This is a genomic window from Streptomyces sp. AN091965 (assembly GCF_022698285.1).
Taxonomy (GTDB): Bacteria; Actinomycetota; Actinomycetes; order Streptomycetales; family Streptomycetaceae; genus Streptomyces.
Genome location: NZ_JALDMY010000001.1, coordinates 165,886 through 190,619, shown reverse-complemented (window position 1 = coordinate 190,619; position 24,734 = coordinate 165,886). Strand labels below are relative to the sequence as shown.

At 69.4% G+C, this 24,734-nt stretch carries 17 protein-coding genes and 2 pseudogenes; 5 read left to right on the top strand and 14 right to left on the bottom strand.

Annotated elements, in window-relative coordinates; translation table 11 throughout:
* The first annotated feature begins 772 nt into the window (after positions 1 to 772).
* Positions 773 to 1,852, top strand: a complete 1,080-nt coding sequence (locus tag MQV74_RS00815) for a hypothetical protein (RefSeq protein WP_242714053.1) — start codon at positions 773 to 775, stop codon at positions 1,850 to 1,852.
* Between the two features lie 881 nt (positions 1,853 to 2,733).
* On the opposite strand, the gene MQV74_RS00810 is transcribed toward MQV74_RS00815, so the two are convergent.
* The 4 genes from MQV74_RS00810 to MQV74_RS00795 are packed head-to-tail and all read right to left on the bottom strand — an operon-like array spanning position 2,734 to position 11,762.
* A complete protein-coding gene (locus tag MQV74_RS00810; protein WP_242714052.1) occupies positions 2,734 to 3,696 on the bottom strand; it encodes a spirocyclase AveC family protein in 963 nt (320 codons plus the stop codon).
* Between the two features lie 4 nt (positions 3,697 to 3,700).
* On the bottom strand, positions 3,701 to 5,137 hold the full coding sequence (locus MQV74_RS00805) for an NAD(P)/FAD-dependent oxidoreductase (RefSeq protein WP_242714051.1): 1,437 nt from the start codon (positions 5,135 to 5,137) through the stop codon (positions 3,701 to 3,703).
* Positions 5,134 to 11,517, bottom strand: coding sequence for a type I polyketide synthase (locus MQV74_RS00800; protein WP_242714050.1), 6,384 nt, complete (start codon positions 11,515 to 11,517; stop codon positions 5,134 to 5,136). The genes MQV74_RS00805 and MQV74_RS00800 overlap by 4 nt, the downstream gene beginning before the upstream one ends.
* 11 nt (positions 11,518 to 11,528) lie before the next feature.
* The gene (locus MQV74_RS00795) at positions 11,529 to 11,762 is read right to left on the bottom strand and encodes a DUF5988 family protein (protein ID WP_242714049.1); all 234 of its coding nucleotides are present in this window, start codon (positions 11,760 to 11,762) and stop codon (positions 11,529 to 11,531) included.
* A gap of 1,268 nt (positions 11,763 to 13,030) precedes the next feature.
* Here MQV74_RS00795 and MQV74_RS00790 point away from each other — a divergent pair.
* A complete protein-coding gene (locus MQV74_RS00790; RefSeq protein ID WP_242714048.1) occupies positions 13,031 to 13,216 on the top strand; it encodes an ATP-binding protein in 186 nt (61 codons plus the stop codon).
* A gap of 54 nt (positions 13,217 to 13,270) precedes the next feature.
* Here the strand turns inward: MQV74_RS00790 and MQV74_RS00785 are convergent, their stop codons facing one another.
* The 4 genes and pseudogenes from MQV74_RS00785 to MQV74_RS00770 all read right to left on the bottom strand — a co-directional run bounded on the left by MQV74_RS00785 (position 13,271) and on the right by MQV74_RS00770 (position 17,564).
* Positions 13,271 to 14,056, bottom strand: coding sequence for a bestrophin-like domain (locus MQV74_RS00785; RefSeq protein WP_242714047.1), 786 nt, complete (start codon positions 14,054 to 14,056; stop codon positions 13,271 to 13,273).
* Positions 14,057 to 14,977: 921 nt separating this feature from the next.
* Positions 14,978 to 16,169: pseudogene (locus MQV74_RS00780) on the bottom strand (transposase).
* Between the two features lie 137 nt (positions 16,170 to 16,306).
* On the bottom strand, positions 16,307 to 16,651 hold the full coding sequence (locus tag MQV74_RS00775; protein WP_242714046.1) for a hypothetical protein: 345 nt from the start codon (positions 16,649 to 16,651) through the stop codon (positions 16,307 to 16,309).
* 104 nt (positions 16,652 to 16,755) lie between these two features.
* Positions 16,756 to 17,564 (bottom strand): IS5 family transposase gene (locus tag MQV74_RS00770; RefSeq protein ID WP_242714045.1). Its coding sequence is split into 2 segments (ribosomal slippage): positions 16,756 to 17,214 and positions 17,217 to 17,564, totalling 807 coding nucleotides; the frame shifts between segments, so codons are not numbered across the junction.
* Positions 17,565 to 17,653: 89 nt separating this feature from the next.
* Between MQV74_RS00770 and MQV74_RS00765 the strand changes: the two genes are divergently transcribed.
* Complete coding sequence (locus MQV74_RS00765) at positions 17,654 to 18,628, top strand: L-threonylcarbamoyladenylate synthase (RefSeq protein ID WP_242728467.1); 975 nt, start codon at positions 17,654 to 17,656, stop codon at positions 18,626 to 18,628.
* Positions 18,629 to 18,647: 19 nt separating this feature from the next.
* Here MQV74_RS00765 and MQV74_RS00760 read toward each other — a convergent pair whose 3' ends face one another.
* Positions 18,648 to 19,289 (bottom strand): carbonic anhydrase, encoded by a 642-nt coding sequence (locus MQV74_RS00760; protein ID WP_242714044.1) that lies wholly within the window; start codon positions 19,287 to 19,289, stop codon positions 18,648 to 18,650.
* Between the two features lie 48 nt (positions 19,290 to 19,337).
* Positions 19,338 to 19,889 carry a DUF4383 domain-containing protein gene (locus MQV74_RS00755; protein ID WP_242714043.1) on the bottom strand — a complete coding sequence of 184 codons (552 nt, stop codon included), beginning with the start codon at positions 19,887 to 19,889 and terminating at the stop codon, positions 19,338 to 19,340.
* 151 nt (positions 19,890 to 20,040) lie between these two features.
* Here MQV74_RS00755 and MQV74_RS00750 point away from each other — a divergent pair.
* Positions 20,041 to 20,322: pseudogene (locus MQV74_RS00750) on the top strand (oxidoreductase); the annotation flags it as partial.
* Between the two features lie 653 nt (positions 20,323 to 20,975).
* Here the strand turns inward: MQV74_RS00750 and MQV74_RS00745 are convergent.
* From MQV74_RS00745 to MQV74_RS00730, 4 genes are all read right to left on the bottom strand, one after another.
* Complete coding sequence (locus MQV74_RS00745; protein ID WP_242714042.1) at positions 20,976 to 21,734, bottom strand: transposase family protein; 759 nt, start codon at positions 21,732 to 21,734, stop codon at positions 20,976 to 20,978.
* A gap of 175 nt (positions 21,735 to 21,909) precedes the next feature.
* A complete protein-coding gene (locus MQV74_RS00740) occupies positions 21,910 to 22,836 on the bottom strand; it encodes a hypothetical protein (protein ID WP_242714041.1) in 927 nt (308 codons plus the stop codon).
* A gap of 11 nt (positions 22,837 to 22,847) precedes the next feature.
* The gene (locus MQV74_RS00735; protein WP_242714040.1) at positions 22,848 to 23,375 is read right to left on the bottom strand and encodes an RNA polymerase sigma factor; all 528 of its coding nucleotides are present in this window, start codon (positions 23,373 to 23,375) and stop codon (positions 22,848 to 22,850) included.
* A gap of 166 nt (positions 23,376 to 23,541) precedes the next feature.
* Positions 23,542 to 23,706, bottom strand: coding sequence for a hypothetical protein (locus tag MQV74_RS00730; protein WP_242714039.1), 165 nt, complete (start codon positions 23,704 to 23,706; stop codon positions 23,542 to 23,544).
* Between the two features lie 126 nt (positions 23,707 to 23,832).
* On the opposite strand from MQV74_RS00730, the gene MQV74_RS00725 reads away from it, so the two are divergent.
* The gene (locus tag MQV74_RS00725) at positions 23,833 to 24,564 is read left to right on the top strand and encodes a 3-keto-5-aminohexanoate cleavage protein (protein WP_242714038.1); all 732 of its coding nucleotides are present in this window, start codon (positions 23,833 to 23,835) and stop codon (positions 24,562 to 24,564) included.
* Positions 24,565 to 24,734: the final 170 nt, after the last annotated feature.

Genomic DNA, 24,734 nt, shown 5'->3' with positions numbered 1-24,734 from the left:
GCGGGTGTAGGCCGTAGTCGGTGAAGTGGCGGGAGGCGGCGTGGACGTCGATGAGGTCACGGACGGCGCCGCGGTCGGCCAGGGCACGGACTTTGGTGCCGATGACGTCGCCGAAGGCGAGGCTGCCGTAGGGGGAGGTGGCCGAGACCGGGCCGGGCCGGCGCCTGGATCTTGGTGGCGTTGGGGGCCGGAGCGGTCGGGGGCATCAGGGCCCTCGAACTCGTCTTCGCCGACCGAGCTGCCGCGACCAGGCATCGGCGGAAACGTGGTGGGCACCCGCAGGGGCGAGTTGAAGCCCGTATCCCAGTCCGCCGCCCCCCCCGCAGACCGCAACAACCCTAAGCGTGTGCCGGGCAAGGCGGACCGCCGAAGCTCAAGCTCCTGCCGAAGCCAGGGCTGCCAACGGCGGCGAGGTGTGCGCCTCGCGGCGGCGCCGCCGTTCCACCGCCGTGCAGTGGGGTGGCGGGAGCCCTCCAGCTTGCGCCGCTGTGATGGCCGGGCTGATGGCGGATCGGGCCCGGATCGATACACATGCGGCACTCGACATAGGTCTTGCCGGTGAGGGCCTCCGCCCGGCTTCTGGGGTCCCAGGAAGCGGCGACCACCTTCTGGCAACGGGAACGATGGAAGACGTCCGCGGCCAGAGCGTCGACGGGCAGGACCGGAAGCAGTTGCCGCACCGCACGCAGACGTCGGTGAGCAGACGCGGGCTTTCGGCCAGTGGCGCGTCCACCAGCAGCGCGTGGATCTGGAGCCAGGAGCCGTACCCGGGGTGGAGCAGGTGGACGTCGATGCCCGGGCGGGCACGGTGCTCGATGGCGGTGGTGCGGCAGCCGGCGTCCACCCCGCCTTGCGCATCGCCATCGTGCACGCTGCCCGAAAGATCCTCGCCGGTGAGCTGCCGGCCCGAGCACCGGGGGTGTTCGGCCTGGAGTACATTCCCGATCTCGAGGAGCTGGCCCGCCGCAGCGTCAAGCTCGTCACCGACCGCATTCCCGCGCACTGGAATATGAAGGCCGAAGATGTCCAGGTGCTCTGCCCCGGCCGCAAGAAGGCCGCCGGTGTCATCGACATGAACCTGCGCCTGCAAGAACGCCTGAACCCGCCGTCCCTCGAAATGCCGGAGTACTACCACGCCAGCATCGCCTACCGGCTCGGCGACCGCGTCCTGCGGGTCCGCAACAACCCCCGCCGCAACGAGACCGGCGTGTTCAACGGCGCCACCGGCCTCATCACCGATGTCCGCGCCGAGGAACACGCCCTCACCGTGACGCGAGATTCACCTGCAAGAAGGCATTCCTTGGAAGAAGGCGCAGTCAACGGGCAGGAATGCTTGGGCCTGCTGCGGATCAAGGGCGAGGTGATCGCCCTGCACGCCCTGCGGTGGACCGACGAGATCCGCTCCCCGGCCGAGCTCGCTCCCAGGAAGGTCGACCTCGCCGAGAAGGAGCTCGAGGAGGCGGTGTTCCTCATCGACTCCATGACGCGTGAGGAGGGCAGCGGGGGCGCTGAGCGGGCCACTGGCCGCTACACCGAGGCGCTGGAGAAGGTCGTCGAGGCCAAGTCGAAGGGCAAACAGGCGCCGCGGGCGGTGCCGGAGGAAGCGCCGGAGGTCAAGCTGGTCGATCTGATGGCCGCGCTGGAGCAGTCTGTGCAGTGGGCCCGCGCCTCGTGTGGTGAAGCCGTCGTGCACGCGCTCAAGTCGAAGTGGGCCACGAAGAAGTCCGCCGCCAAGAAGACCGCGCCGAAGAAGGCCACGGCGGCGAAGAGAACACACTGCGGAAGCCGCGCAGGAGCGCATGACCCGGCTGGCCGGGGTGGGCTGCCCGGCCACCGGCGTGGCGCCACCTGACCGGAGCCCGGAAACAGTGAAGGCCCCCTCGAACGAGGGGGCCTTCGTGTGGAGCGCCCGGCAGGCCTTGCACCTGCATTTCCCATCGGATGATGGACGTCTTTCCTTGGACCACAGACGCGTGATTCCCGTGCTCTGCACCGGAGTTATGCCAAAATCATGCACCGTTCCGGGGACGGCTCGGCACCGCCCGCTGCTGGCCTTCGGTGCCCGCTACCGCTCTGCGGCATCTGATCGCTGTCGGCTGCTGCCGTTCGCCCAGCAATCCAGCCCAACGGGACGGCCCGGCCTATCTGATCACCGGCTCCGCGGGCGGTCATCGTTCGGTGCCTGGCGGTCTGGTCCAGCAGGAAGGACCCGGCGAGCTGCCCCTCGGCCGGGTCCTCGGTGACGGACCGAAGCGTTGGCGTCCTCGCTGAGAAAGGTGGCGCCCGCCCGCTCCTTGGTCATGTCGGCGGTGATGTTCGCGCGACGGTGCCAGGCGCCCTGACGGAGCGTGAGATGATTGGCGATTTCAGCCCCGAGCTTCACTCCGTGTGATGGAGGGTGAAGGTCCAGGGGCAGTGCCCGTCAATCCGCCGGGGTGGCTCATCGGTCCTGGGAGAGTTTGTGCAGCTCAGCGAAGATTCCCCCCGGTTGATATGTCGTGTCAGGCTGCATGAGCGAGTTCTTCGACCGCGACGAGTTCGCTTCCCGCGGCGCGTTCGAGGACCGTGAAGATCTGGCGACAGACCACCCGCCTTGAGGCATCGCTGCGCGTCGCGGAGCGTCTGCCCCTCTGCGATCTTGCGTGCGACGTAGGAGGGAGGCCGGAACACGCCAGCAACATGCCGTAGGCCCGGCGGGCCGTGAGTTGCTCGACGCTACTGCTCTGAACGGAGTCATCGGGGCCAGAAGAAATCTGGTGTGTCGATGGGAGCTGGGCTGCTCCACAGTGTGGCCGTGGCGTTGACAGCCATGTACCCGAGGGTGATGGTGTTCGCGAATCCGATGCCCGCGAGCAGCCGCGTGCCGGGACCGGCCGGGCTGTCGATCGGGTCCGCGCCCCTGAGGATGTGCGGGGTCGTGCCGTGGGCGCGCGAGGTGTATCGCATCATCGCGGGAATGGTGAGTAACGCGGTCCACGCGAGGCATTCATAGAGGGGGTACTGGTACCAGTGCCCTCCCCAGAGCGAAAGGGGACGGACGGCGCCCGCCCAGGAGTAGGTGCCGGAGCCGATGGCCAGCGCCTCGACGGAGCACACCGTGACCAGGCCCGCCACGATGCCGACCAGGAGTATGCGGGTCGGATCCCAGTGTGGTCGCCGCTGTGCGACCTGTTCGACCAGCCAGCACTGGGTCCACACGCACACGATCATCGCGGCGAATCCCCCTACTCCGGCCGGTCCGATCGCTGTTTCGATCTCCAGGCCGGGATCCGGGTGCCCTGTTCTGCCGGGCATGTAGCTCCCCCAGGAGGGGAAGTGCGGCGCGTACTGGTTGTGCAGGGCGAATGATCCGAAGTAGTCGTAGAGGGGATCTTGCCAGGCGCTCAGGGCGTACCCCGTGGCGAGGGCGGCATCGAACGTGACACGGCCCGCTCGCCGGCATCCTCGCGCGATCACGACGGTGACGATGATGAGGAGTGCGACGTCAAGCGCTGCGCCTGCGCAGATCAAGGCTGCCCGGATCTGCGAGATCTCGACGTCGGTGTTGACCGTGACGCGAAGATTTCCGTCAGCGGTCCACCGGCCCAGGATCCATCCCTGTAGGGCGAGGAACAGGATCCCCACGCCTGCCCAGGCTTTCACCGGCCCCGTACGTGTGGGGCGGTTGGGCTTGGTCGGCGCCTCGTCTCGCGCCATGAGGTCACCTGCCTCGGGCGTCTGGTGGGACTTCATGGGCCGGGTGCGTGCCGGGGGAGGCCGGGTGGTGGACTGCGCCGATCGACGGCGGACGGCGTGTCGGCGGTTTCCGGGGGCCACGCAGGGTCGCCCAGATGGCGGCGGGCCCGGCCGCCGCGGTCGGCGGGACCGACAGGCTGAACACGTCGAAGAACGCCTGTGAGGCGGCGGGGTGGTGGGCGGCGACGGCGCGCAGCCGGTCGGCGCAGCGTTGGGTCAGCCGGGTACCCGGAGAAGGAGGCGGTCCTTGGGCTTGGGGGTAGCGGATGTCTTCGGTGGTGCACACCGCCCAGGGCAAGTCGGCGGTGCGGGCGATGGCTTGCTGGATCCTGTGGCAGCCCGCGTTGTCCAGGTGGCGGTCCGGCCAGGCTTTGCGTAGGGCTGTGCGCAGTGTGAGTGCGCTCAGGGCGGCGACGGTCATGCCTTGTCCGTAGAGCGGGTTGAACGTGGAGCTCGCGTCGCCGATCACGAGCAGTCCCGCGGGCGGGGAGGGGAGCCGGTCGTAGTGGTGGCGCCGGTTGGCGGTGTCGCGGAATCCGCGGACGGGAGTGAGGGGAAGCGCCTCGGCCAGGAGGTCACCGATGAGGGGATGGCGCAGAGCGTGGGCGAACCGGGCGAACCCCTCGTCGTCGAGGGGCGGGTGTGCCCCCCTGGTGCCCGACAGGGTGACCATGGTCTGGTCGTCCTCGATGCGCAGCCAGAATCCGCCTCGGCCCGGGACGGTGTCCCGGGGGTCCGCTTGGACGGTGACGCACGGATACGCGGGTGCCGAGGTGGGGACGCGGACGATGCGGCTGGCGTAGGCCAGTCCGGAGTCCACCTCGATGGTGGGCACCGGGCCGACGCCGATGTCGGTGAGCCATCGAGGGGTTTGGGAGGTCCGGCCGGTGGCGTCGATGAGGAGATCGGCTGTCATCTGTTCACCGTGTCCGGTGCCTCGGTGGCGGACACGGACCCCGCGTACGCGCTCGTGGTCACCCAGCAGCCCCACCGCCTCGGCGCCCCCCACGATGCGTACGGGGTGGTGGCGCACGAGGTAGGTGCGGACCGTCCCTTCGACCAGGGGTCGGCTGGCACCCAGGATGAAGTGTCCGCTCGGATGCGGGTCCATCCATCCGTACGGGCCGTAGATCAGGGTGTCCTCGGCCAGGCCGAGGCGGTGGGCGCCGTGGCCGAGGAGGCTGGTCAGGACACCGGGGAGGAGGATGTCGATCGCGAGGGCGCCGGTGGAGAGCAGGGCGTGCAGATGTCGTCCCTGGGGTACGCCCTTGCGCACGGCGGGGCGACCGGGGAGGTGGTCCCGTTCGAGGATCGTGACGGTGTCGGCGCATTCGGCGACGGCCGCAGCGGCAAGCATGCCGGCCATGCCGCAGCCGAGCACGACCACGCGGGGGCGTTTCACGACTGACCCGTCGCCGGTGCCGCGGTGGCCTCCAGATGTTCGGCGAGATGATCGGCCAGGACGCTGATGGTGGAGTGCTTCCAGATCGACTTGACCGGGAGGCGGACGCCGATCGCCTGGTTGATGTGGACGCAGAGCTGGGTGGCCATGAGGGAGTCGAGGCCGCAGTCGGTCAGCGGGGTGTCGGGGTCGACTGCGGCCCGGTTGCGGCGCAGGATGCCCGCCACGTCTGTGGCGAGGAACTCGGTCAGCAGGGTGCGCCGGCCAGCAGGCTCGGCGTGGCGCAGGTCCGCCTGGAGCCGGGTGTACTGCGGCTCTGTCTCAACGGCCCGGCGGGGGCCGGCCAGTGCGGTGAAGAAGGGTGTGGTGTGCAGGCGCTCGCCGATGAAACGGTGCGCGTCTTCCAGCGGGAGGTAGCCGGTGTTCGCCCGGGTGTGGCTGAGGACGGTGCGGCAGACAGCCAGTCCCTCAGCGGGGGCGATCATGGTGAACTCGCGGTCGATCAGGGCGGCGCCGCGTCCGTGTTCGGCCCAGGCACCCCACTGGATGCTGTGTGCGGGCAGGCCTTGGGCACGGCGGTGATGGGTGAAGGCGTCCAGCCAGCCGTTGGCGGCCGCGTAGGCGCCCTGGCCGGGATTTCCGATCAGGGTGGCGGCGGAGGAGAACCCGAGCCACCAGTCCAGCGGCTGGTCAGCGGTGGCCTGGCCCAGATGCCAGGCCCCGAGGGTCTTCGCTCCCCACACTCGCGTGAGCGGTTCGTCCTCGATGCCGGTGACTGTCGCGTCGCGGATGACGGCGGCAGCGTGGGCGATGCCGCGCAGCGGGAGACCGGTGGCGGTGGCGGCGGCCACGAGCCGCTCTGCGGTGGCCGAGTCTGTGATGTCGCCGAGTACGACGACGACGTCGGCCCCTGCCTGCCGCAGCTCATCCAGGATCCTGGTCGCGGCCGGGCCGGGACGGCTGCGACCGTTGAGGATGATGCGTCCGGCGTGGTGCTCGGCGAGATCCCGGGCAAGCAGCAGGCCCAGTCCACCCAGACCACCCGTGATGAGGTAGGCGCCGTCGCTACGGGAAAGGTCGATCCGGCCGGGTGGGACGACACAGCGGGTACTGCCGTGCTGCGGGATCGTGATGACCAGCTTGCCGGTGTGTTCGGCGGCGGCCATGGTACGCAGGGCTCCGGCCAGGCCTTCCAGCGGGTGGGTGATGTGGGGGAGCGGGGTGATGGTGCCTGCGGCGACTTCAGCTCCGACTTCCCGGGTCAGCTGCCGGGCGAGGGCGGGCAACTGTGCCGCGATCAGGGTCAGATCAGCGCTGGCGAAGGTGATGTTGCGGTGGAAGGGGAACAGCCCGAGCTGGTGACGGGCGAGGATGTCCCGCTTGCCGACCTCGATGAAGCGACCGCCGGGGCGCAGGAGGTCCAGACTCGTCTGCAGGGCCGGGCCGGTCAGGGAGTTGACGACGATATCCACCCCTTCGCCGTAGGTCGCGGCGCGGACGCCTTCGGCGAAGTCCAGGGTGCGCGAATCCCAGACGCTCGCGGCACCGAGGTCGCGCAGCATGTCCTGTTTGGCTCGGGTGCCCGCAGTGGCGTGGACGACCGCGCCTGCGGCCTTGGCCAGGGTGATCGCGGCCTGCCCCAGGCCGCCGGTCGCGGAGTGGATGAGGACGTGCTCGCCCGGCTGGACGCGGGCCAGGTGGCGCAGCGCGTACCAGGCGGTCAAGTACACGGCGGGCAGGGTCGCGGCCTCGGGGTAGCTCATGCCCGGAGGGATGCGGAACGCGGTGTCCGCGGGCAGGGTGATGAAAGTGCCCAGCGCGCCGGGGCCGAAGGCGGCGACCCGGTCACCGGCGCGCAGACCGCTCACCGACGTTCCGACGGATGTGACCTCCCCGGCGCAGTCGAGGCCGAGCGGGTTGTCTCCGTCACCGGGCAGGGTGCCCAGCGCGTTGAGGACGTCCTTGAAGTTCAGGCTCGCGGTGTGCACGCGGATCTCGATCTCACTGGCGCCCGGGGCCCGTCGTGGGCGGGTGACCAGCTCCACCGAGTCGAGATCACCACGGTGCCGTGGGGCGGGCGCCAGGCCGCCCCGCCCGAACCGGGCCGTGGTGGTGTGCCGTTCGCCGACCCGGAACGGTGCCCGACGAAGGCGGGCGACGTAGCGGACGCCTGCACGCCAGGCGATCTCGTCCTCGCCGTCGCCGCCGATGAGTTCAGCGGCCAGTTGCTGGGCGGTCCCGGTCAGGGAGCGGGAGTCAGCATCGCAGCCGATGTCGACGTGGGTGGTGCGCAGTTCGGGGTGTTCGCCGCCGATGACCCGGCACAGACCACGAAGCGGGGACTGTTCGAGGTTGATTCCGGGAGTGCCCATGACGTCGGTCGTGCCGATGGCGTGCTGAGCGTTCCGTGTGACCACGTGTAGCCGGAACTCGCTGCCGAGCGGCAGGTCGGCGAGGGCGCTCACCGTGTCGACCAGGCGTCGTACCCGCAGGCGGGCTCGCTCGATACCGGCCAGGGACTGGTGTGCGGGCGGGGCGGGGCAGAGCAGGACGAGCCGGTCGTGGCCGGCGGTGAGGTGCTCGGTGATCGCGCGGACGAGTGGGCCGGTGTCGGCCAGGGCGGCGGTCGCGACCACGGCCTGTCCGCCGGCCGAGGTCAGGGCATCGGCGAGTTCGTGGGCCAGCAGGTCGTCGGCTTCCTCACGGCAGACGAGCCACCGCGCCGTGGTGCCGGTAGGTGCCGGTGGCGAGGACTCTTCCCAGGACACCTCCAGGATCCGGCTCGTGACCGCGGCGCCGGGGTCTTCGGTGTCGTCGGCCCGGCCGCTGGACCTGCCGATGAGGGCATCGGTGATGCGCGCCAGGACGGTGCCGTCCTCGGCCAGCAGGTCGATGTCGGCCCGCGCCCCCTGCGTGTCGACGGTGTGGAGGAAGGCCCGGCACCAGCGTGCCCGCCGCGTCTGCCCGAAGCGGCGTACGGTGCCCATGCCCAGGGGCAGGAAGGTCGACCGGGCGGCGAGGATGTCGGGGTGGGCACCCATGGTCTGCAGGCAGACGTCCAGCAGGACCGGATGCACGAGGAAGGCATCGGGCGATGAGCGATGCACGGCGGGCAGGGCGATGCGGGTGATGACCGTCCGGTCGTCCGGAGCCACGGGATGGACGGCGGTCAGAGCGGCGAAGGCGGCGCCGTGGAGGATCCCCTTGCGCAGCCCCGTCGCGTAGACCGGGGTGACGCTGGGCGCGGCTCGCTCCTGCGGCAGCGGTTCGGGCGGGGTGAACGGTTGCGGCGGGTGGGTGTCCTGCGAAAGGCGGCGCACGGTCGCGGTCGCCAGGAGCAGGGGCTGCTCGCTGCCGTCGCAGGTGATCTCCAGGACGGCGAGTCCGGGGTCGCGGAGGGTGGCGCGGGTGGTGACCGAGGTGTGGGCGCCGAGACCGAGCAGAGCATGAAAGGCCAAGTCGCCGACCACGACAGGGGCATCCGCGCCGAACAGCTCCGCGGCGGCGGCCAGGGCCATCTCGGCGTATCCGGCCCCGGGGAAGGCTGCGGCGTCGTAGACACGGTGATCGGCAAGCCACGGGTGGCGGCCGGTCCCGATGTCGGCCTGCCACAGGTGCTGTTCTCCGAGCCCGTTGTCCGGCAGCCGGACGGGCACACCCAGCAGTGGGTGACCGTATACGGCTTCCTGAGGCCGTGACCTCAGGCTGTCGGGCATCCACAGGCTCTGCCGGGCCCAGAGCGGCAGCGGTACCTCAGCCAGGTTCCCGTCCGCGTGCTCCGGCCAGGCGAGGGGTACTCCGGCGCAGTGAGCGGCAGCGACTCGCGACGACAGCCCGGACGGATCAGAGGCACCCCGAATCAAGGTGGGCAGGGTGCAGACCTCACGCCCGGCGTGTGCGGCGGTGTCGGCCACCGCACGCAGGAGCAGCGGATGTGGCGTGACCTCGACGAAGATGCGGTGCCCATCGGCCAGCGCCGCCGCGCAGGCCTCGGTAAACCGCACGGGCCGACGCAGATTGTCCTGCCAGTATCCGGCGTCGAAGGCCGGCACCAGGCGCGGGTCGGCCAGGACCGTGCCGTAGAAGACGACGTCACCGGCCCGGCCGGGCGGGGGTCCAAGGCCGGCCAGGCAGTCTCCCAGTGCGGGGAGGACCGGGTCGACCTGGGGACTGTGGGAAGCCACGTCCACCGGGATGACCGCCGCGGCGACATCGCGCACAGACCATGTGCTGACCAGCCGGTCGATGGCTTCGGCATCGCCGGAGACGACGGTGGCCGTAGGAGAACTCCAGGCCGCGACAGCGACATCATCGATCCCCGCAGCGGCCAGTTCACTCTCGACCTGCGGATACGGCAGTTCGACCTGGGCCATGGCGCCGCCTGCGGCCAGGCGCGCGGCCAGGCGGGACCGTCTGCAGATGACGGCCGCCCCGTCGGCGAGGGACAGGCCCCCGGCCACCACCGCGGCCGCCACCTCGCCCATGGAGTGGCCGATGACCGCGGCCGGGTGCATTCCCCGGGCGCGCCACACCGCCGCCAGGGCCACCTGCATCGTGAACAGGGCGGGCTGCACGCGGGCGAACCCGCTGACCACCTCGCCGGACTCGATCGCCGCACGCACCGAGAACCCGGACTCCGCCTGGACCAGCGATTCCAGTTCTTCGACCACCCTGGCGAAGGACGGCTCCGCCGCGAGCAGGGCGCGGCCCATCCCCGCCCATTGCGAGCCCTGGCCGGAGAACACCCATACCGGGCCCCGCCGGTAGCCTCCCGCCTCACCCGTACAGACGCCGCGATCCGGCTGTCCGGCAACCAGGCAGCGCAGACGCCGCACCAGTTCCCCACGGTCCCGGGCAGCCACCGTCGCGCGGACGGCGCGGTGTTCACGCCGGTGCGCCAGCGTATGACCGACATCGCGGAGCGGAACGGCCGCGCCATCGCCGTCGAGCCAGTCCGCGATCCGTGCTGCGGTCTCGGCGAGCGCCTGCCCGGAACCGGCCGACACCGGATACAACCGGAGTTCCGGCTCCTGCTCCGGCACGGCGCGTGGGCGCGCCGCCGAAGGGCGGCGGGCAGGGCCGGGCGTCTGCTCGACCAGGACGTGGGCGTTGGTCCCCGACATCCCGTAGGAGGAGACCGCGGCCAGGCGGAGCCCGTCCACTCGGGGCCAGGGCCTCGACGTCGTGGGGACGAACAGGCGGCAGCCGCCCGGATCGATTTCCGGGTTCCACCGGGTGAAGTGCAGATTGGCCGGGATCTCCCCGTACCGCACCGCCAGCACCGCCTTGATCAGCCCGGCGATCCCCGAGGCGGTCTCGCAGTGCCCGATGTTGGTCTTGACCGACCCCAGGGCGCAGGGCACCGAACCAGCGCCGTAGACCTCCCGCAGCGCGGTGTACTCGATCGGGTCACCCACCACCGTGCCCGGACCGTGGGTCTCGATGAGTGCCACCCGGGCCGGGTCGACCCCGGCGCGCGCCAGGACCTGTTCCTGCAGGGCCCGCTGGCCACCCACCGACGGGCTGAGCATCGTGTCGGAACGGCCGTTGTTGTTGATCCCCGTACCGGGCAGCACCGCCAGCACCCGGTCCCCCGCAGCGAGCGCGTCCGGCAGCCGCTTGAGAGCGATCATCGCGCCGCCCTCGCCGCGTACGTAGCCATCGGCATCCGCATCGAAGGCATGGCACCGTCCTGTCGGAGACAGAACACCCAAGGTGGAGAAGACCAGGGTGTTCTTCGCCTGCAGCGAGAGCATCACCCCGCCGGCCAGGGCCATGTCCACCTCGCCGCTCCGCAGCGCCTGGGCGGCGAGGTGCACCGCCACCAGGGAGGACGAGCAGGCCGTGTCCAACGTGATGGCCGGGCCGCGCAGGTCGAGGAGGTAGGAGATCCGGCTCGACGAAGTGAAGCGCGTGGTCCCGATGATGCCGTGGGCCGCATCCGGGCTCCGCAGCCCGCGGTCGAAGTCCATCATGTCCATGTAGTCCTCGTACGAGCACCCGACGACCACCGCCGTCGATGATCCTCGCACCCCGTGCGGGGCGTATCCCGCGTGTTCCAGGGCTTCGCAGGAGGTCTCCAGCAGCAGGCGGAACTGCGGGTCGATCAGTTCCGCCTCCCGGCCGGTCAGACCGAAGAAGTCAGGCTCGAAGCCACGCACATCGTCGAGGAACGCTCCCCACCTCGACGTCGTTCTCCCGGCGATTCCCGGCTCCGGGTCGTACACGGCTTCCACGTCCCACCGGTGCGCCGGAACCTCGCTCACCACACTTCGGCCCTCGGCCAGCACCCGCCACAACGCCTCCGCCGAATCGATCCCTCCGGCGAACCGACACCCGATGCCAATCACAGCGATCGGCGTTGCAGCAGATGCTGGCATGACCCGTCTCCCTACTCCGCGATCTTCGTGCTGTAGGTGAACCGGAAGACAGGCATCATGCGGCCTTCCACCAGCTCCGTCTCACCGGTGGGCTCGAAGTGCTGATGCTGCCCGTAATAGGCCACCGCGATCCGCTCGGAGGTGGCAGCGATCTGTCCCGGAATCCGGTACACGCGAGCCATCTCCGGCGGGCCGCCCACGAGCACCACCAAATGCTCTGCATTCGTCACGTCATGGCTGTTCATGACCGGCCCTTCTCCACGATGACGTCGTCGATGGGTATCCGGGGGAGGTGCTGGCCGCCGCGACGTGGCCATGGGCATGGCCATCGCCTCGCGAGGGTCCGCACAACCGCTCCACCAGGGAGCGCAGGATCGGGCAGAAACGCCCAAGGCCCCACTCTGTGCCGCGTCAGACGCCGGGTATCGCTCGTAGCCCGGCCATGGCACTTCTCTCAACGGGGCACCAGCGCAAGCGGACTTCGCGCTTCCCAAAAGACTACGAATACCGGCGGACCGGAAGGCGCGCGGAGACATCCCGGGATGCCAATCCTGCCGGAATCGAAAGTTCCGCACTTTGCGGCGCCGCCCCCCGGCGCGCAATCATCCCGCTGACGCCGGGGAAGCCCAGCACCGGGCGGGCCCTGGCGGACACCACCGCCAGCCCTCCCGCTCCGTCCCGCGCGCGGACGCCGCTGACCCGCTGGCCGCGTACGACAAGCGGCGCCGACCACTGATGGACATCTACCGGCGCCACCGGCCCGCCCACGGTGGCGCCGTACACCTGCGGCCGGACGAACCACGCGTCCTGGAGCGGTGGAACGACTTCACCTGCATCGTGATCGGCACCGCCCCGAAGCTTGCCGCGGCATCGGTACCGCCCTGAACCTTGCCGCGGCCCAGGCGTGGACGACCATGCTGGCGCCCCACAACGGCCCTGCCGTGTAGCAGCAGCCTTCGCGCACCCGTCAGCTCCGGTCAGATCACCCGATACCGCCTGAACCGCTCTGGTGATCGCCAGTTGGGCCGGGCGCTCCACACCATCGTGCTGTCCCTACTCCAGCACCCCGCCCCCACCAGGGCCTATGCGGCCCGCCGCACAGCTGAAGGCAAGACCGCGCGCGAGATCAAACGGTGCCTGAAACGAGCCGTCGCACGACAAGTGCTCCCTCGGCTCGAGTCCGCCGCACCATCCCAGGACGCAGGAGGCCCTCAGCCACCCGAGGTCTCCGCTGCACCCGGTCCCGAAGCTTCCCCACTTCCGTCCGCATACAGCAGGCCACCCCGACTTGTCCCCGTGCTTCCCTACGACCGGCACGCTCAACAGCGGGGAAGGCGGCCTCTGTCGGTGCCTCAAACATCTGGCCTAAAAGATCACGACCATCGAGGGCTCATGAGGACCTTCCTCGCCCCACCCTCACATCGTGACGGGCTGTAGGAGCACCATCGCCATCGCCCTGGCTGTCGCGGCCTGCGGGGCCGGCTGCTCGATCTGCTTCACCGGCCCCTGAGGCATGGTCCGCCACCTCAAGACCGCCAAGGCCCAGGGCCCGCTGATCAGCAAGCTCACGAGCTACCTTCGGCCCGGCGTCCTCGGGGCCGACGAGGTGAGATACCCGCCATGGGAAAGGGCGGAGGTGAATCAGGTCTTCCGGGTGATCTGCAAACCCTGTGAGAAGAGTTCGATCAACCTGACCTGACGCCATTCAACCCACGTCGTCTGCCATGGACTTCACTGTGCAGCCGGGGCCAGATCACCAGAATTTCGCCAGGGCACCCTCTTTGAACGCGTCCGGCGGCACGCTGATGTCTCCGGAGAACGGGTGGTCGAGGACGAGGACGAGCAGCAGGCTGAAGCCGACGAGGGCGGCGACGGAGCCCACGAACAGCAGTCGCACGCGTTGGCTCTTGTTGCCGTAGAGGAACGTGAGCGGGATGATCACGAGCGCGCCTCCGTACGCCAGTACCTTGAACAGTCCCGGCAGGGACTGCTGGGCTTTGGTGATGCGGGCCCTGCGCTCCGCGACGACCTTGTTGATGTCACTGATGGTCTCGCGGTAGAACGCCTTCTCGCGCTCCGTCCTGGGCTCGAAGGAGTTCAGCGTGGTGAACATGTCTTCTATCGCGCGCTCCGTGGCGCCGTACCGGGGGCGGCCCTCGCGCATGAGGGGCCACTGCACTTCCACCACGGCGTGGGCGTACGCGCTGACGGCGTCCTCCATGCGGGCGTGCTGGGCGGTGGGGAAGGCGCGGGAGTCCCGGACCATCTGTGCCAGGTACGTCGACTCGTTGGCGACCACCGTTTCGGCCTCGTCCGTCTCGGTCCACAGGGTGACGACGACGAAGGCCAGGATGATCCCGTAGATGGCGGCGAACATGCCGAGCCCCGCGCCGACCATGTCGTTGTGCTGGCCCTCGGCGAGCGTGGGGTGCCGTCGGTAGACGAGCACGCTGCCTGCCAGCGCCAGGGCGACGATGCCGCCGACCATGATCAAGGCGAGGGGGAGGGTGGGCAGGTGGTTCAACAGCCAGATCTCCACGCGTGGTTGGCTGCTCGGATGTCACGCCTGCCATACATGACCGGGCGCAAGCGCACCCGGATGAGTGATCCTTCACCCCTCGTGCAGGCTTCCGTCGGCCGACAGGGAGGAGTCTGCGCGATCATGGCGCTGGCTCGTGCTCGACGAAGGCATGGGGGCCGCAGGTGCTGTCGAGGAAGTGCAGACGTGGTGAGGGCGGTCGGCCGCAACCGATCCTGATGTGCTCGTCCATGGTCACGTGTTCGGGTGCGGCGGTGCCGCGCTGGACGGGAAAGCTCCGGGCCTGCCGGAACTTGCGGTTGGTGGCGACGGCCTGGGACTCGGAGGGGCAGTAGCGGTGTGCGGGGATCGCGGTGGGGCATCGCGCAGCTGCAGATAGGCACTGAAGTGCGGCATCTGGTCCGGGCCGTGTTCCTTCTTCATGAGGGCGTGGTGGGCTTTCTCCGCAGCGCAGAGGCGCGCGTCCCGCAGTTCAGCGGGGCTGGATTCCGCGGCCGAGGACGGTGCGGGGCTGCCGCCGGGGGATGTTGCGCAGGGCGGGAGGGGCTCAGAGCCCGGTCACCGCGGAGGTTGTGTGCGCGGCATGCTGAACGTCGTGGTGTCCGCAGCCGATGCGGGGAGGTCCAGGAGCGGTGCGGTGGGATGGGCAGGGATACCTGGTCGTGACGGCCGGCCAGCACGGCCAGGTGGTCGACGAGAGGCTGTTCACACGGCCTGACGAGGCCGTCGTGCACGTGCTGCACGTGGATCCGCGCGGGCTGCGGGCCCGGGCGGTTGAGATCGACGGCGACGACGTACGCGAGCGCAGCGTGCCCGAACTCGCCGTGCGGGCCGCAGGGGCCGCCGAGCACCCCAGTGCGCTCCCCACTACCTGGCTGCACGCGCAGGCGCGGTGGCTTGAGAAGCGGCTGAGCTTGTTTTTTATGGTTTGCGAGCTCTGGGTCGATTACGTTCGGCGATACCTTCAGGGCGTCTGGTTGATTTGCCCTCGTCGTAACGGGTGGCGGGTCGCCGGCTCTTCGAGCCAAGTGGGCGCCCTGGGACGGGATTTGACGGTTTTGGTGCACGGGCCGGACTGTGCAGGTGAGGGCGGAGGTCCCTGAACCCCCGGCGGACGCGGGCCGGGGTGAGCCGGGCGGGCTCGGCCCGCTTCTCCCAGGGGCGGCGTAGATCGGCCGCGGCCTCGCGGGTGAGCCGGAGCTGGGTATGCGCTTCCGCGCGGAGCGGGTGGTGAGCCGGGGGTGGATACGGTCCCAAGCCATCACCTGGGCGGTGCCATAGCGATCGGTGACCTGCACGGTCTCCGTGTCGGGCGCGCCCCACGTGTCCGGCTTGGCGAAGCGGAACTCCTTGCCGTGCTTCGGCGGCCGCCCGCCCTGGGGATAGGCCAGGGCGTACTCCAGTTGCGTAGGTATCGGACGGCGCATGACTCGATCCGAGCGCATCCGTCCGAGCACCTCGATGGGCAGGCCGTGGAGGAGGTAGGCCATGCGCGGGGCGTCGTAGCCGGCGTCGAACACGACCAGGATGTCCGGGTCGCCGTCCTCCCACTGGCCCTGGCCGATCAAGTCGTTCACGACGCGGCGGACCTGCCGTGCGGTGACCTCGGCGACGTCGTCGTCGGGGCCGAGGCGGACCACGTCCAGCAGCTGGCACCACGAGGTGCGGCCCGTCTCCAGCGCGGCGACGAACGAGTACGGCCAGCCGGGAATGAACTGGTCACTGGAACGTCCCGAGCGACCGTAGACATGACAGAACAGCCGGTCCGGGATGGTCGGCGCGTCTGGACGCAGCCACGGCGAGACATCGACCGCCAGGACCAGGCGCCCGTTTGCAGCCTTCGGCTGCGGCAGCACGGCCAGTGCCTTCCGCAGCCTGTCCGCGTCAATGGAGCCCTGGTTGAGCCCGTCGTACAACGCTCCGTGCCCACGCCGGTGTTCGGCCAGCAGCGTCAGAGCGACTGGCGAGGTCACCGGCCCGTTCTCGCAGAGCAACGCGTCCGTGACTTCGAACAACGTGTCACCGCGCCGGGTCAGGCATCCGTAGAGTCCTCCCGAAAGTGGGACGTGGAGTCGAATGCCTCGTCCCGGCCATCGTGGTGCAGCAGACTCATTCCCCACGGCCTTCGCTGGTCAAGTGCCTTCTTGGTCGGAGCACAGGATCAGACGGGGGCCGCGTTCACGTCCCCAGAATCCTCGTACGTGCGATCACGTTCGAGGGATCGTTCGGTCAGCCGGGGAGTCAACGAGATCAAGCGCTCTCTTCGGGCCCGACATGGCGAAGGACTGTCTCGTGCTTGCCTGCGGCGACGAGCCCCTCGATGACCTTGACCATCGACGGCACACCCGCGTCGCGCACGATGAGGCCGTCCCAGCACCACCAGTAGCCGCCCTCTGGTTCGCCAGCCTGCCGCTGACGGTCCATGATCCGGTGCACCTCATCGAGAGTGAACACGGTTCCGGACCAGCGATCACCGTCATCACGGATGACCCACATGTCCACATTGCAGACCTCGTTAAGGTCCTCCCCGGCACCGGGCACGAAGCAGATCTCGTATCCGTCACGTCTGACTCGGTAGAAGGGGCCGTCCCACATGCTCACTCCGTAGCGTTCTGGCTCACGCCGCCTTCATCAACAAGCCGGACGGCCGACCAGTACACCACGCACCCCTTGAGGGCGCAGCAGGTTAAGACGCCATTTCACTTGGTGAGTCGGCGGTGACATATGAGGGTCGCGGCTATGGCCGTGAAGGCGAGGAAGTGTTCCGGCTTGCGCTCGTAGCGGCGGTGGAGGCGTCGGCAACCGGACAGCCAGGACACGGTCCGTTCCACGACCCAGCGATGCCGGCCCAGGCGTCGGGATGACTCGACGTCCTTACGGGCGAGACGGTGCCGGATGCCGCGGGAAGCGAGCCATCGGCGCAGGTAGCGGTAGTCGTAGCCTTTGTCGCCGTGTAGTTTGCCGTGCCGTCGGCGTCGCGGGCCGCGACGGGAACGGATGGGTGGAATGCCGCGGACCAGCGGGATGAGGGCCTGGCTGTCGTGGAGGTTTGCGGCGGAGATGCCGACCGACAGGGGCAGGCCCTGGCGGTCCACGATGAGGTGGATTTTCGATCCCTTCTTGCCGCGGTCGGTCGGATTCGGTCCGGTCAGCTGCCCCCTTTGAGGGCGCGGACGCTGACGGAATCGATCGCGCACCGTGACCAGTCGAGCTCGCCCCGGGCGCCGAGTTCGTCCAGGACCAGGCGGTGGAGCTTGGCCCAGACCCTAGCCTCGGTCCACTCGGTGAACCGCCGGAAGGCGGTGACTCCCGACAGCCCGAAGCCCGGCGGGAGTTGGTTCCAGGTGCAGCCGGAAGCAGCTACGAAGATGATCGCGGCCAGTACTTCGCGGTCCCCTCGCCGCCGGTGCCCTCCGCCCTGCGGGCGTTCCGGCGCCGGCGGAACCACTCGCTGGAACAACTCCCACAGGTCTTCCGGCGCCAACCGTTCGACGAGTGCAGCAGTCATCACCCCAGACTGCCGCAAGATCACACCAATTGAAATGGCGTCTAAGAATCAAGCTGAGGGCGCGCCGCAGTGAGAGCATTACGAGAGTGATGGTAGTAACCAGTGATATCGAGAAGGCCTCAGAGACGCTGCGCGCCGGGGGCCTGGTGGCCCTGCCGACCGAAACCGTCTACGGCCTGGGTGCCAACGCTGAGGACCCCGCCGCGGTGGCGCGGATCTTCCAGACCAAGGGGCGTCCGCCCACTCACCCGCTGATCGTCCACATCGGCGGTGCGGACCAGCTGGACGAGTGGGTCGAGGAGGCGTCCGCGACGGCACGCCTGCTGGCCGAACACTTCTGGCCCGGCCCGCTGACGCTCGTCCTGCGGCGCGGCCGACGGGTGCCCCTCGAAGCCACGGGTGGCCTGGAGACGGTGGCCGTGCGCGTGCCCGACCATCCCGTCGCGCTCGCCCTGCTGTCGGCCTTCGGCGGCGGCATCACGGCTCCGTCGGCCAACCGCTTCGGCTCGGTCAGCCCCACGACGGCGGACCACGTCCGTGCGGAGCTCGGTGACGCGGTCGACTTCGTACTGGACGGCGGCCCCTGCGGCGTCGGCGTCGAGTCGACCATCGTCGATGTCACCGGCGAGACCCCGAGCATCCTGCGACCCGGCGGAGTCACCCGCGAGGACCTCGAAGCGGTCCTGGGCCACCCGGTCGCCCTTCCCTCCACCAGCCACGTCCGGGTACCGGGCCAGCACCCGTCCCACTACGCGCCCCGTGCGCGCGTCGTCCTGGTCGAGCCGGAGCGAGTCGTCGCCGAAGGCGAGCTCGCGCGGCAGCGGGGCCACCAGGTGGGCCTCCTTCTTCCCCCGGCCTTCGCCGACGCTCCGGTGAAGGCGCACGCCGTCGTGACGGTGCCCGCCTCGACGACGGCTTATGCCCGCGGGCTGTACGGCTTCCTGCGCGACCTCGACCAGCAGGGGTGCGACCTCATCGTCGCCTCCCTGCCGACCGATGAGGGGCTGGGACTCGCGATCGCCAACCGGCTCCGCCGGGCTGCGGAGCCCCGGCCCTCCGCCTGAGCCGCCCCGGCCGGGGCGGTCAGGACGCGGCGGGGGTCGCCGCGTCGAGGCCGCGGGACGCTACGAGCTGCGCGCTGCCGTCGGCGAGGCGGTAGGACAGCCCCACCACGCCGAGGCGGCCGGTGGCAACCCGCTCCGCCAGGACGCGGGAGCGTTCGAGCAGCAGGTCCACGGTGTGCTCGATGTGTTCGGCCAGGATCTCTTCCGCCTGGTCGCGTCCTGCGGCTCGGGCCGCCAGCACGCTCGGGGTCACCCGTTCGACGACGTCTCGGACGAAGCCGCCCGGGGTCTGCCCGTTCTCCAGAGCGGAGCAGGCCGCGGCGACGGCGCCGCACGAGTCGTGGCCGAGGACGACGACCAGCGGCGCGTTGAGGACGCTCACGCCGAATTCGATGGATCCGAGCACTTCCGTACCGGCGACGTGCCCGGCGGTGCGCACCACGAACAGGTCGCCCAGGCCGCGGTCGAAGATGATCTCGGCGGCCAGCCGGGAGTCGGAGCACCCGAACAGCACGGCGAAGGGCTGCTGGGACGGTGCTACCTCGGTGCGGCGGGTGGCGTCTTGGTTGGGGTGCTCGGGGGCGCCCGCGACGAAGCGCTGGTTACCGGCCATCAGCAGCTCGAAGGCATCGCGCGGCGTCGGAATCGGGGTCGTGGTCATGTCCGCAGCTTACGAGCCGTCGGCACCGGCCGTCGCACCGCGGTGTCGTCAGGTCTCGGGTGAGGCGGTGGGGCGCACATCGGGGCCGGTGATCTGCGGCCTGGCCGGGGCCCGGCGAAGGGCGTCCTCGCGTGCCGCCTGTTCGGGGTGGCGCCGTCGCCAGTACGGGTTGTCGTGGGGGAGGCCACCGGACACGCGACCGTACATGCCGAAGGTCAGGATGAGCAGTCCCATGACGAAGCTGAAGACGACGTTGGTCATGCCGAAGTCGAGCACGTTGGCTGACCGGTCGAGGATGAAGAGGTGGACGAAACCGCTCAGCAGGAACAGGGTGCCCACTGCCATGTTGAGCGTGGAGGCCACGTTGCCGCCGAGGACGACGCCGATGATGAGGACGGCTCCGAAGAGCACCGAGAGCAGACTGAGCACACCGTTGGTGCTCAGTCCGGCGAGCCTGGTTCCCTCGGTGTCGAAGGGGCTGAGCTGATCGGCGAAGCCGAGGCAGCCGAACGCGACCAGGACCACACCGCAGAAGGCCGCTCCGTACCGGTAGACGGTGGCGAGCTTGTGGTCGGTGGGCAGTTCGTCTCTGAGCTTCATGATCTCCTCCAGAGTCACGCCCGCCGCGGGCCGAGGCCCCGCGCGTGCGGCTTCCCCTCACCCTCAGCCCTTGGACTCCTGCACGCATCACGCATCGATTCTGCATTGAAGTGGGGTGGTCGTCTCCGCCGCCCCTCGAAGGGAGCACCCCGTGAGCGCGCTGTTCGAGCCTTGCACCCTGCGGAACCTGACCATCCCCAACCGCGTCTGGATGGCGCCGATGTGCCAGTACTCCGCCGAGGCCACCGGGCCGGACGCGGGTGTCGCCACGGACTGGCACCTGGCCCACTACGCGGCGCGGGCCACGGGCGGCACCGGCCTGGTCCTCACCGAGGCCACCGCCGTCAGCGCCGAGGGCCGCATCAGCCCCTGGGACCTCGGCATCCGGAACGACACCCAGGTCGCGGCGCTGTGCAGGATCACCGACTTCCTCTAGTTGCGAGGGGCCGCAGATGGTCCACGCCCGCGGGGCGGACGAACGCGAGCCGTCGCCTTCGTCGGCACTCATGAGCCGGAGAAAGGACACCCAGTTCGGCAGCGGGGCACCCCTGTCAATCGGTTCTGCATGATTGATGTGAGTCAAATTCAAGCTGCGTGTACACCACATCGAAGCGCTGAACAGGCCAGACGTGCTGGAGGCGCGGCCTCCGCAATGTAGGACAAGATCCAATTCTGAGGACCGGGTGCATCATTGCCTCACGGCACAGGGGGCGTACGGGGGTACGCGTGAGGGCGCACGAGTGCCCGCACTCGTACTGGAGGGGCACTCTTGGGATGTCGTTGAAGGCAGCCCCACTCTGGACGCCGAGCCCCTGGCCCATCGCTGCCCCTCTCTCGTCCCGCAACCGGAGATCATCACGCCCGGAGGTAAGCGCAATGAGTAAGGCCGAACCGCCGCGAACCGACTCCCAAGTTCCCTTGCTCGAACTCCGCTTCGGTGGACTCCACTTGACCGTCCAGCACATCCCCGGGTGGCTCGTCGCCCTCGTCACCACGGTGGGCGGGGCCGCGGGGACATGGTGGGCCCAGCGGTGAGCAGGGCGGACACGCAATGCCATCGGAGGCGGCCGGTAGAGTGAGGGTTTTTCATCCTGACGCGGCCGCGAGGTGAAGGGTGAGGACGGCCTTGACGATCGTGGTGATGCGGTTGGTGCCGCAGCGCGGCTTGCGCAGGAGGCGCCGGCCCTTGAGCGTGGCCATGGTCTGCTCGCCGATGCAGTGGATCTTGGCGTGGGTGGTGTTGTGGCGTCGTTGCCGCCGCTTGAGGCGGCGCCCTTTGAACGGGACCCGGACGTTGCGGGCCGCTCCCTGATAGGCCTTATCGGCCCGGCACTTGAGGCCGGTGTCGGCAATGGCGTCGATGGTGCCGTGCTCGTGTGCCGCCGTCAGGTCATGTGTGGCGCCGGGCAGCGCGGGCGAAGCCCGCAGCAGCTGGCCGAACGGATCGGCCGGCACCTGAACGTTCATGCCGTGGTGCCGCTTCTTGCCGCAGTGGTAGGGCCGGTCGGCGGCGATCCGGTTGATCGGCGGCATGGTGCCGTCCAGGGTCACGTGCGCCTTCGTACGAGCCGTCACCATCGCCTCGGCGAGCGTCGGTGAGAGCACGGCCAGAACGTCGATCGCCTCGCGGACGTAGCGGTACACGGTAGCGATCTTGATGCCGAATCCGGCCGCGAGCTGCGTATACGTGTCGCCGCACCGCAGATGAGCCAGGGCGGGCAGGGCCTGGCGTCGGGGAGTCAGCCGCCGCCGACTGCCTGTCTCCCGGCGACGTGCCGCCAACTCCTGGCTCAGGTAGCGCAGGTGCGCGGTGGACAGATCGATGGCTGACGGGCAGACAAGCACACGGAGCTCCTGGAACGACGGTTGATCTTGGTCGACAACTCGTCCACCAGGAGCTTCGCCGTTCTGCAGATCCGTCCAACTCACAGTTGCTCTCGACAGGTTGGAAGAGCCTCACTGATGCGACCGTGCTCAGTGGGCTGGAGTACGATCACCGTCGCGCTCCGGCCCACTGGTGTCAGTCCTCTGGCACGTCGTCACCCTCACCATCCACGCTCCCGGTGTCGATACCATCGTCGGGGTCGGGTTCGTCCTGACCCGCGTTCTGGCCTTCCTCCACCTTCTCGAAGCGCTCCTGCGGCGGGAGGCCCGCGTACTTCTTGGCTAACGGGTCCGGTCGCGTGTCCCGCAGAATCGCGCTCAGAGCGGCCGCTGAGTCTCCATCGACCTCGCGTTCCAGTGTGCTGAGCTCAGCCGTTCGCTGGCCTGGTGTCCGCGACGTGCCCTGACTCTCCCCCTTGCCGATCGTGCCGTTCTCGTACGGAAGGGTGGCGTCGCTTCCCAAGGGTCCCCATTCGTCGGGGGAGTAGCGAGCCAAGGCCATGATGTAGGTACGGCCAGGCTCTACTCGCGGCGCGCCCTCCCCCGCGAACTCCCTGCGTGACTCGTCCTTGAAGACCCAGCCCGCTAGATCCATGGTGACTTGATAGGGAAGTGTGGGTGCCTGTCCACGGCTCCACAGCACCCGCTCCACGGTCAGGGTTCCCTCACGCACGATCATCCCCTCGCCGGCTCCCTCCTCCGCCGCTGAGGGAGGAACCTCGGACTCCTTGGCGAGTTTGACCACCGCCACGTGATCCGCGTACGACACCCAATCCGTGGCCGTGTCACTGGGCAGACGGTCCTGTCCCTGCCCCACGACAACACCGTCGGCCTTCGGCGACCCGTCACCGCCATCGCTCGTCCGCACGACGATCAACGTGACACTGACGGACGCGGCGACTGCCACCACACCCGCTGCCAGTCGGCGACGGTGCGCGCGATCGGTGCGAGGACGGCGTACGACCTGGTTCTCCATATCGGTGATCCGTTCATCGACGTGCGCGGGAACCTCGGTGATGCCCCTGGCCGGATCGGCAGGGGACAACAACCGCCTGATCTTCATGACGTCTTTCCTCATCTCCTGATCCCCTCCTGTCTTGCCGCGTTCACGGCGCCGCTCCGCTCGTCCATGGACTTCTCCAAGCGACGCCGGGCGCGGTGCAGCCGCACCGTGAACGCCCCCGCGGAGCAGCCCGCCGCACGAGCCGCCTCGCGTACGCCGAGCCCCTCCCACGCGATGAGGAGCAAGGCCTCTCGGTCGCGTGGATCGAGTTCGTGGAGTGCGCGCAAGGCATCCATGCGGTCGACGACTTCGTGTTCGGCTGCTCTGTGCGACGGTTCGTGGCCCCCGCCCCTGGCGGCCTCGTCCGCGCGCTCGGCTCCAGCGGTATTCCGCAGGAAGCGACTGACCGTGTGTCGGGCTATGCCGTACAGCCACGGCAGCGGATCGCCCCGAAGGCGGTGGGTTCCGGCCCAGGCCGCCACGAACACCTCGGACATCGCGTCTTCCGCCTGATCGCGCGGCAGCCGCCGACACAGGTATCTGAAGACGGGCAGGCGATAGACCTGGTACAACTCCTCAAAGCGATCCCAGTCCTCCACCCTCGCCCCCAAGTCGGCCAAGCCACCGTCTTGTATGTGCCACCGGAGCGCTACGGATTACAGGCGATGCGCCCACAACACGACGCATTGACCTGTAGCCGGCCATGCCTGAGGGCACAGCGGTAGCGGTGGTGCCGGCAAGCGGGTCGAGTGGCCTGCCGTCGACCTACCGGTTCGCTGCGAAGACATCGTCGATGCCGATGATTCGGCACGCTCCGGAGGTCGGGTCGATCTCGGCGGGCAGGCTGCCGCCGACGGCCGGCGCGTCATCCGCGTCCGGTACGGGGAGGACGTCCCGTGTCCGGCGCTCCTGGACGTCGCCGACCTTCATAGGTGGACCGACCAGAGGGCGAGCGAGTTCCGCTGTTGTTGGGGGGGGCGTTGCGGCGGCCGCAACGGCGTGCGCGGTGACACGAGGGAGGTGCCGCATGTCAGACCCTCCTGAGACGATCACGCCATGCTGCAAGTCTGTCTGAACGGTGCCAGGAGCCGTGCCGAACACGTCCACCTCCCCCTGACCCCGCAGGAACTGGCCAGGGCAGCCCGCGCGGCCGTCGCCGCCGGTGCCCAGGAGATCCACCTGCACCCCAAGAACGACGACGGCGAGGACACGTTGGAGCCCACCCTCGTGGCCGCCGCTCTTACAGCCGTACGTGCCGCCGTCCCAGATGTCCCTGTCGGTGTCACCACGGGCGCATGGACCATGCCCGATCCTGAAGCGCGTGCCGCCCAAGTCCGGGCCTGGACTGTGCTGCTAGATCACGCCTCCGTGAACTGGCACGAAGAAGGCGCCATCGAGGTCGCCACCGCCCTGCTGGAGCGTGGCGTCGGCATCGAGGCAGGCATCTACTCAGGAACTTCCGCTGCACGGAGCTTCCGCGAGTGGCCACGGGCCCACCAAGTCCTGCGTGTCCTGGCTGAGATCACTGAGACCAGCCCTCAGACCGCACTCCGTGCCGCAGCCGACCTCTTGGACGACCTTCGCCCCACCCTGACCGCGCCCATCCTCCTCCACGGCGAAGACGAAGCGGCCTGGCCCATCCTCCGTCAGGCGGTCACGCAGCGGCTGGACACCCGGATCGGCCTGGAAGACGTCCTCCATCTACCCGACGGCACACCGGTAGAGACCAACGCTGACCTCGTCCACGCGGCACAAGAAATCATCCACCAGGCCCACGGAGAGTTCTGACTCCTCCCTCCCCACTTCTCTGGCCTCCAGCGCACCGGCGTCGCTGGCTCCACTCATCGCCGAACCGCGAGCCCCGACGGGTCCCCTTGGGCGAGCAGCCGCTGCAAGCGGGGGCGGAGCCGTGGACAGAGGATGTGGGGAGCACTTGAGGGCGCCCCTCAACCGGCCGG

Coding starts and splice junctions, on each gene's coding strand:
- MQV74_RS00765 (WP_242728467.1), top strand. CDS start 17,654: ATGGTAGTAACCAGTGATATCGAGAAGGCCTCAGAGACGCTGCGCGCC.
- MQV74_RS00795 (WP_242714049.1), bottom strand. CDS start 11,762: ATGAACAGCCATGACGTGACGAATGCAGAGCATTTGGTGGTGCTCGTG.
- MQV74_RS00725 (WP_242714038.1), top strand. CDS start 23,833: ATGCTGCAAGTCTGTCTGAACGGTGCCAGGAGCCGTGCCGAACACGTC.
- MQV74_RS00730 (WP_242714039.1), bottom strand. CDS start 23,706: ATGAAGGTCGGCGACGTCCAGGAGCGCCGGACACGGGACGTCCTCCCC.
- MQV74_RS00755 (WP_242714043.1), bottom strand. CDS start 19,889: ATGAAGCTCAGAGACGAACTGCCCACCGACCACAAGCTCGCCACCGTC.
- MQV74_RS00790 (WP_242714048.1), top strand. CDS start 13,031: ATGGTCCGCCACCTCAAGACCGCCAAGGCCCAGGGCCCGCTGATCAGC.
- MQV74_RS00775 (WP_242714046.1), bottom strand. CDS start 16,651: ATGTGGGACGGCCCCTTCTACCGAGTCAGACGTGACGGATACGAGATC.
- MQV74_RS00760 (WP_242714044.1), bottom strand. CDS start 19,289: ATGACCACGACCCCGATTCCGACGCCGCGCGATGCCTTCGAGCTGCTG.
- MQV74_RS00800 (WP_242714050.1), bottom strand. CDS start 11,517: ATGCCAGCATCTGCTGCAACGCCGATCGCTGTGATTGGCATCGGGTGT.
- MQV74_RS00740 (WP_242714041.1), bottom strand. CDS start 22,836: ATGAAGATCAGGCGGTTGTTGTCCCCTGCCGATCCGGCCAGGGGCATC.
- MQV74_RS00810 (WP_242714052.1), bottom strand. CDS start 3,696: ATGGCGCGAGACGAGGCGCCGACCAAGCCCAACCGCCCCACACGTACG.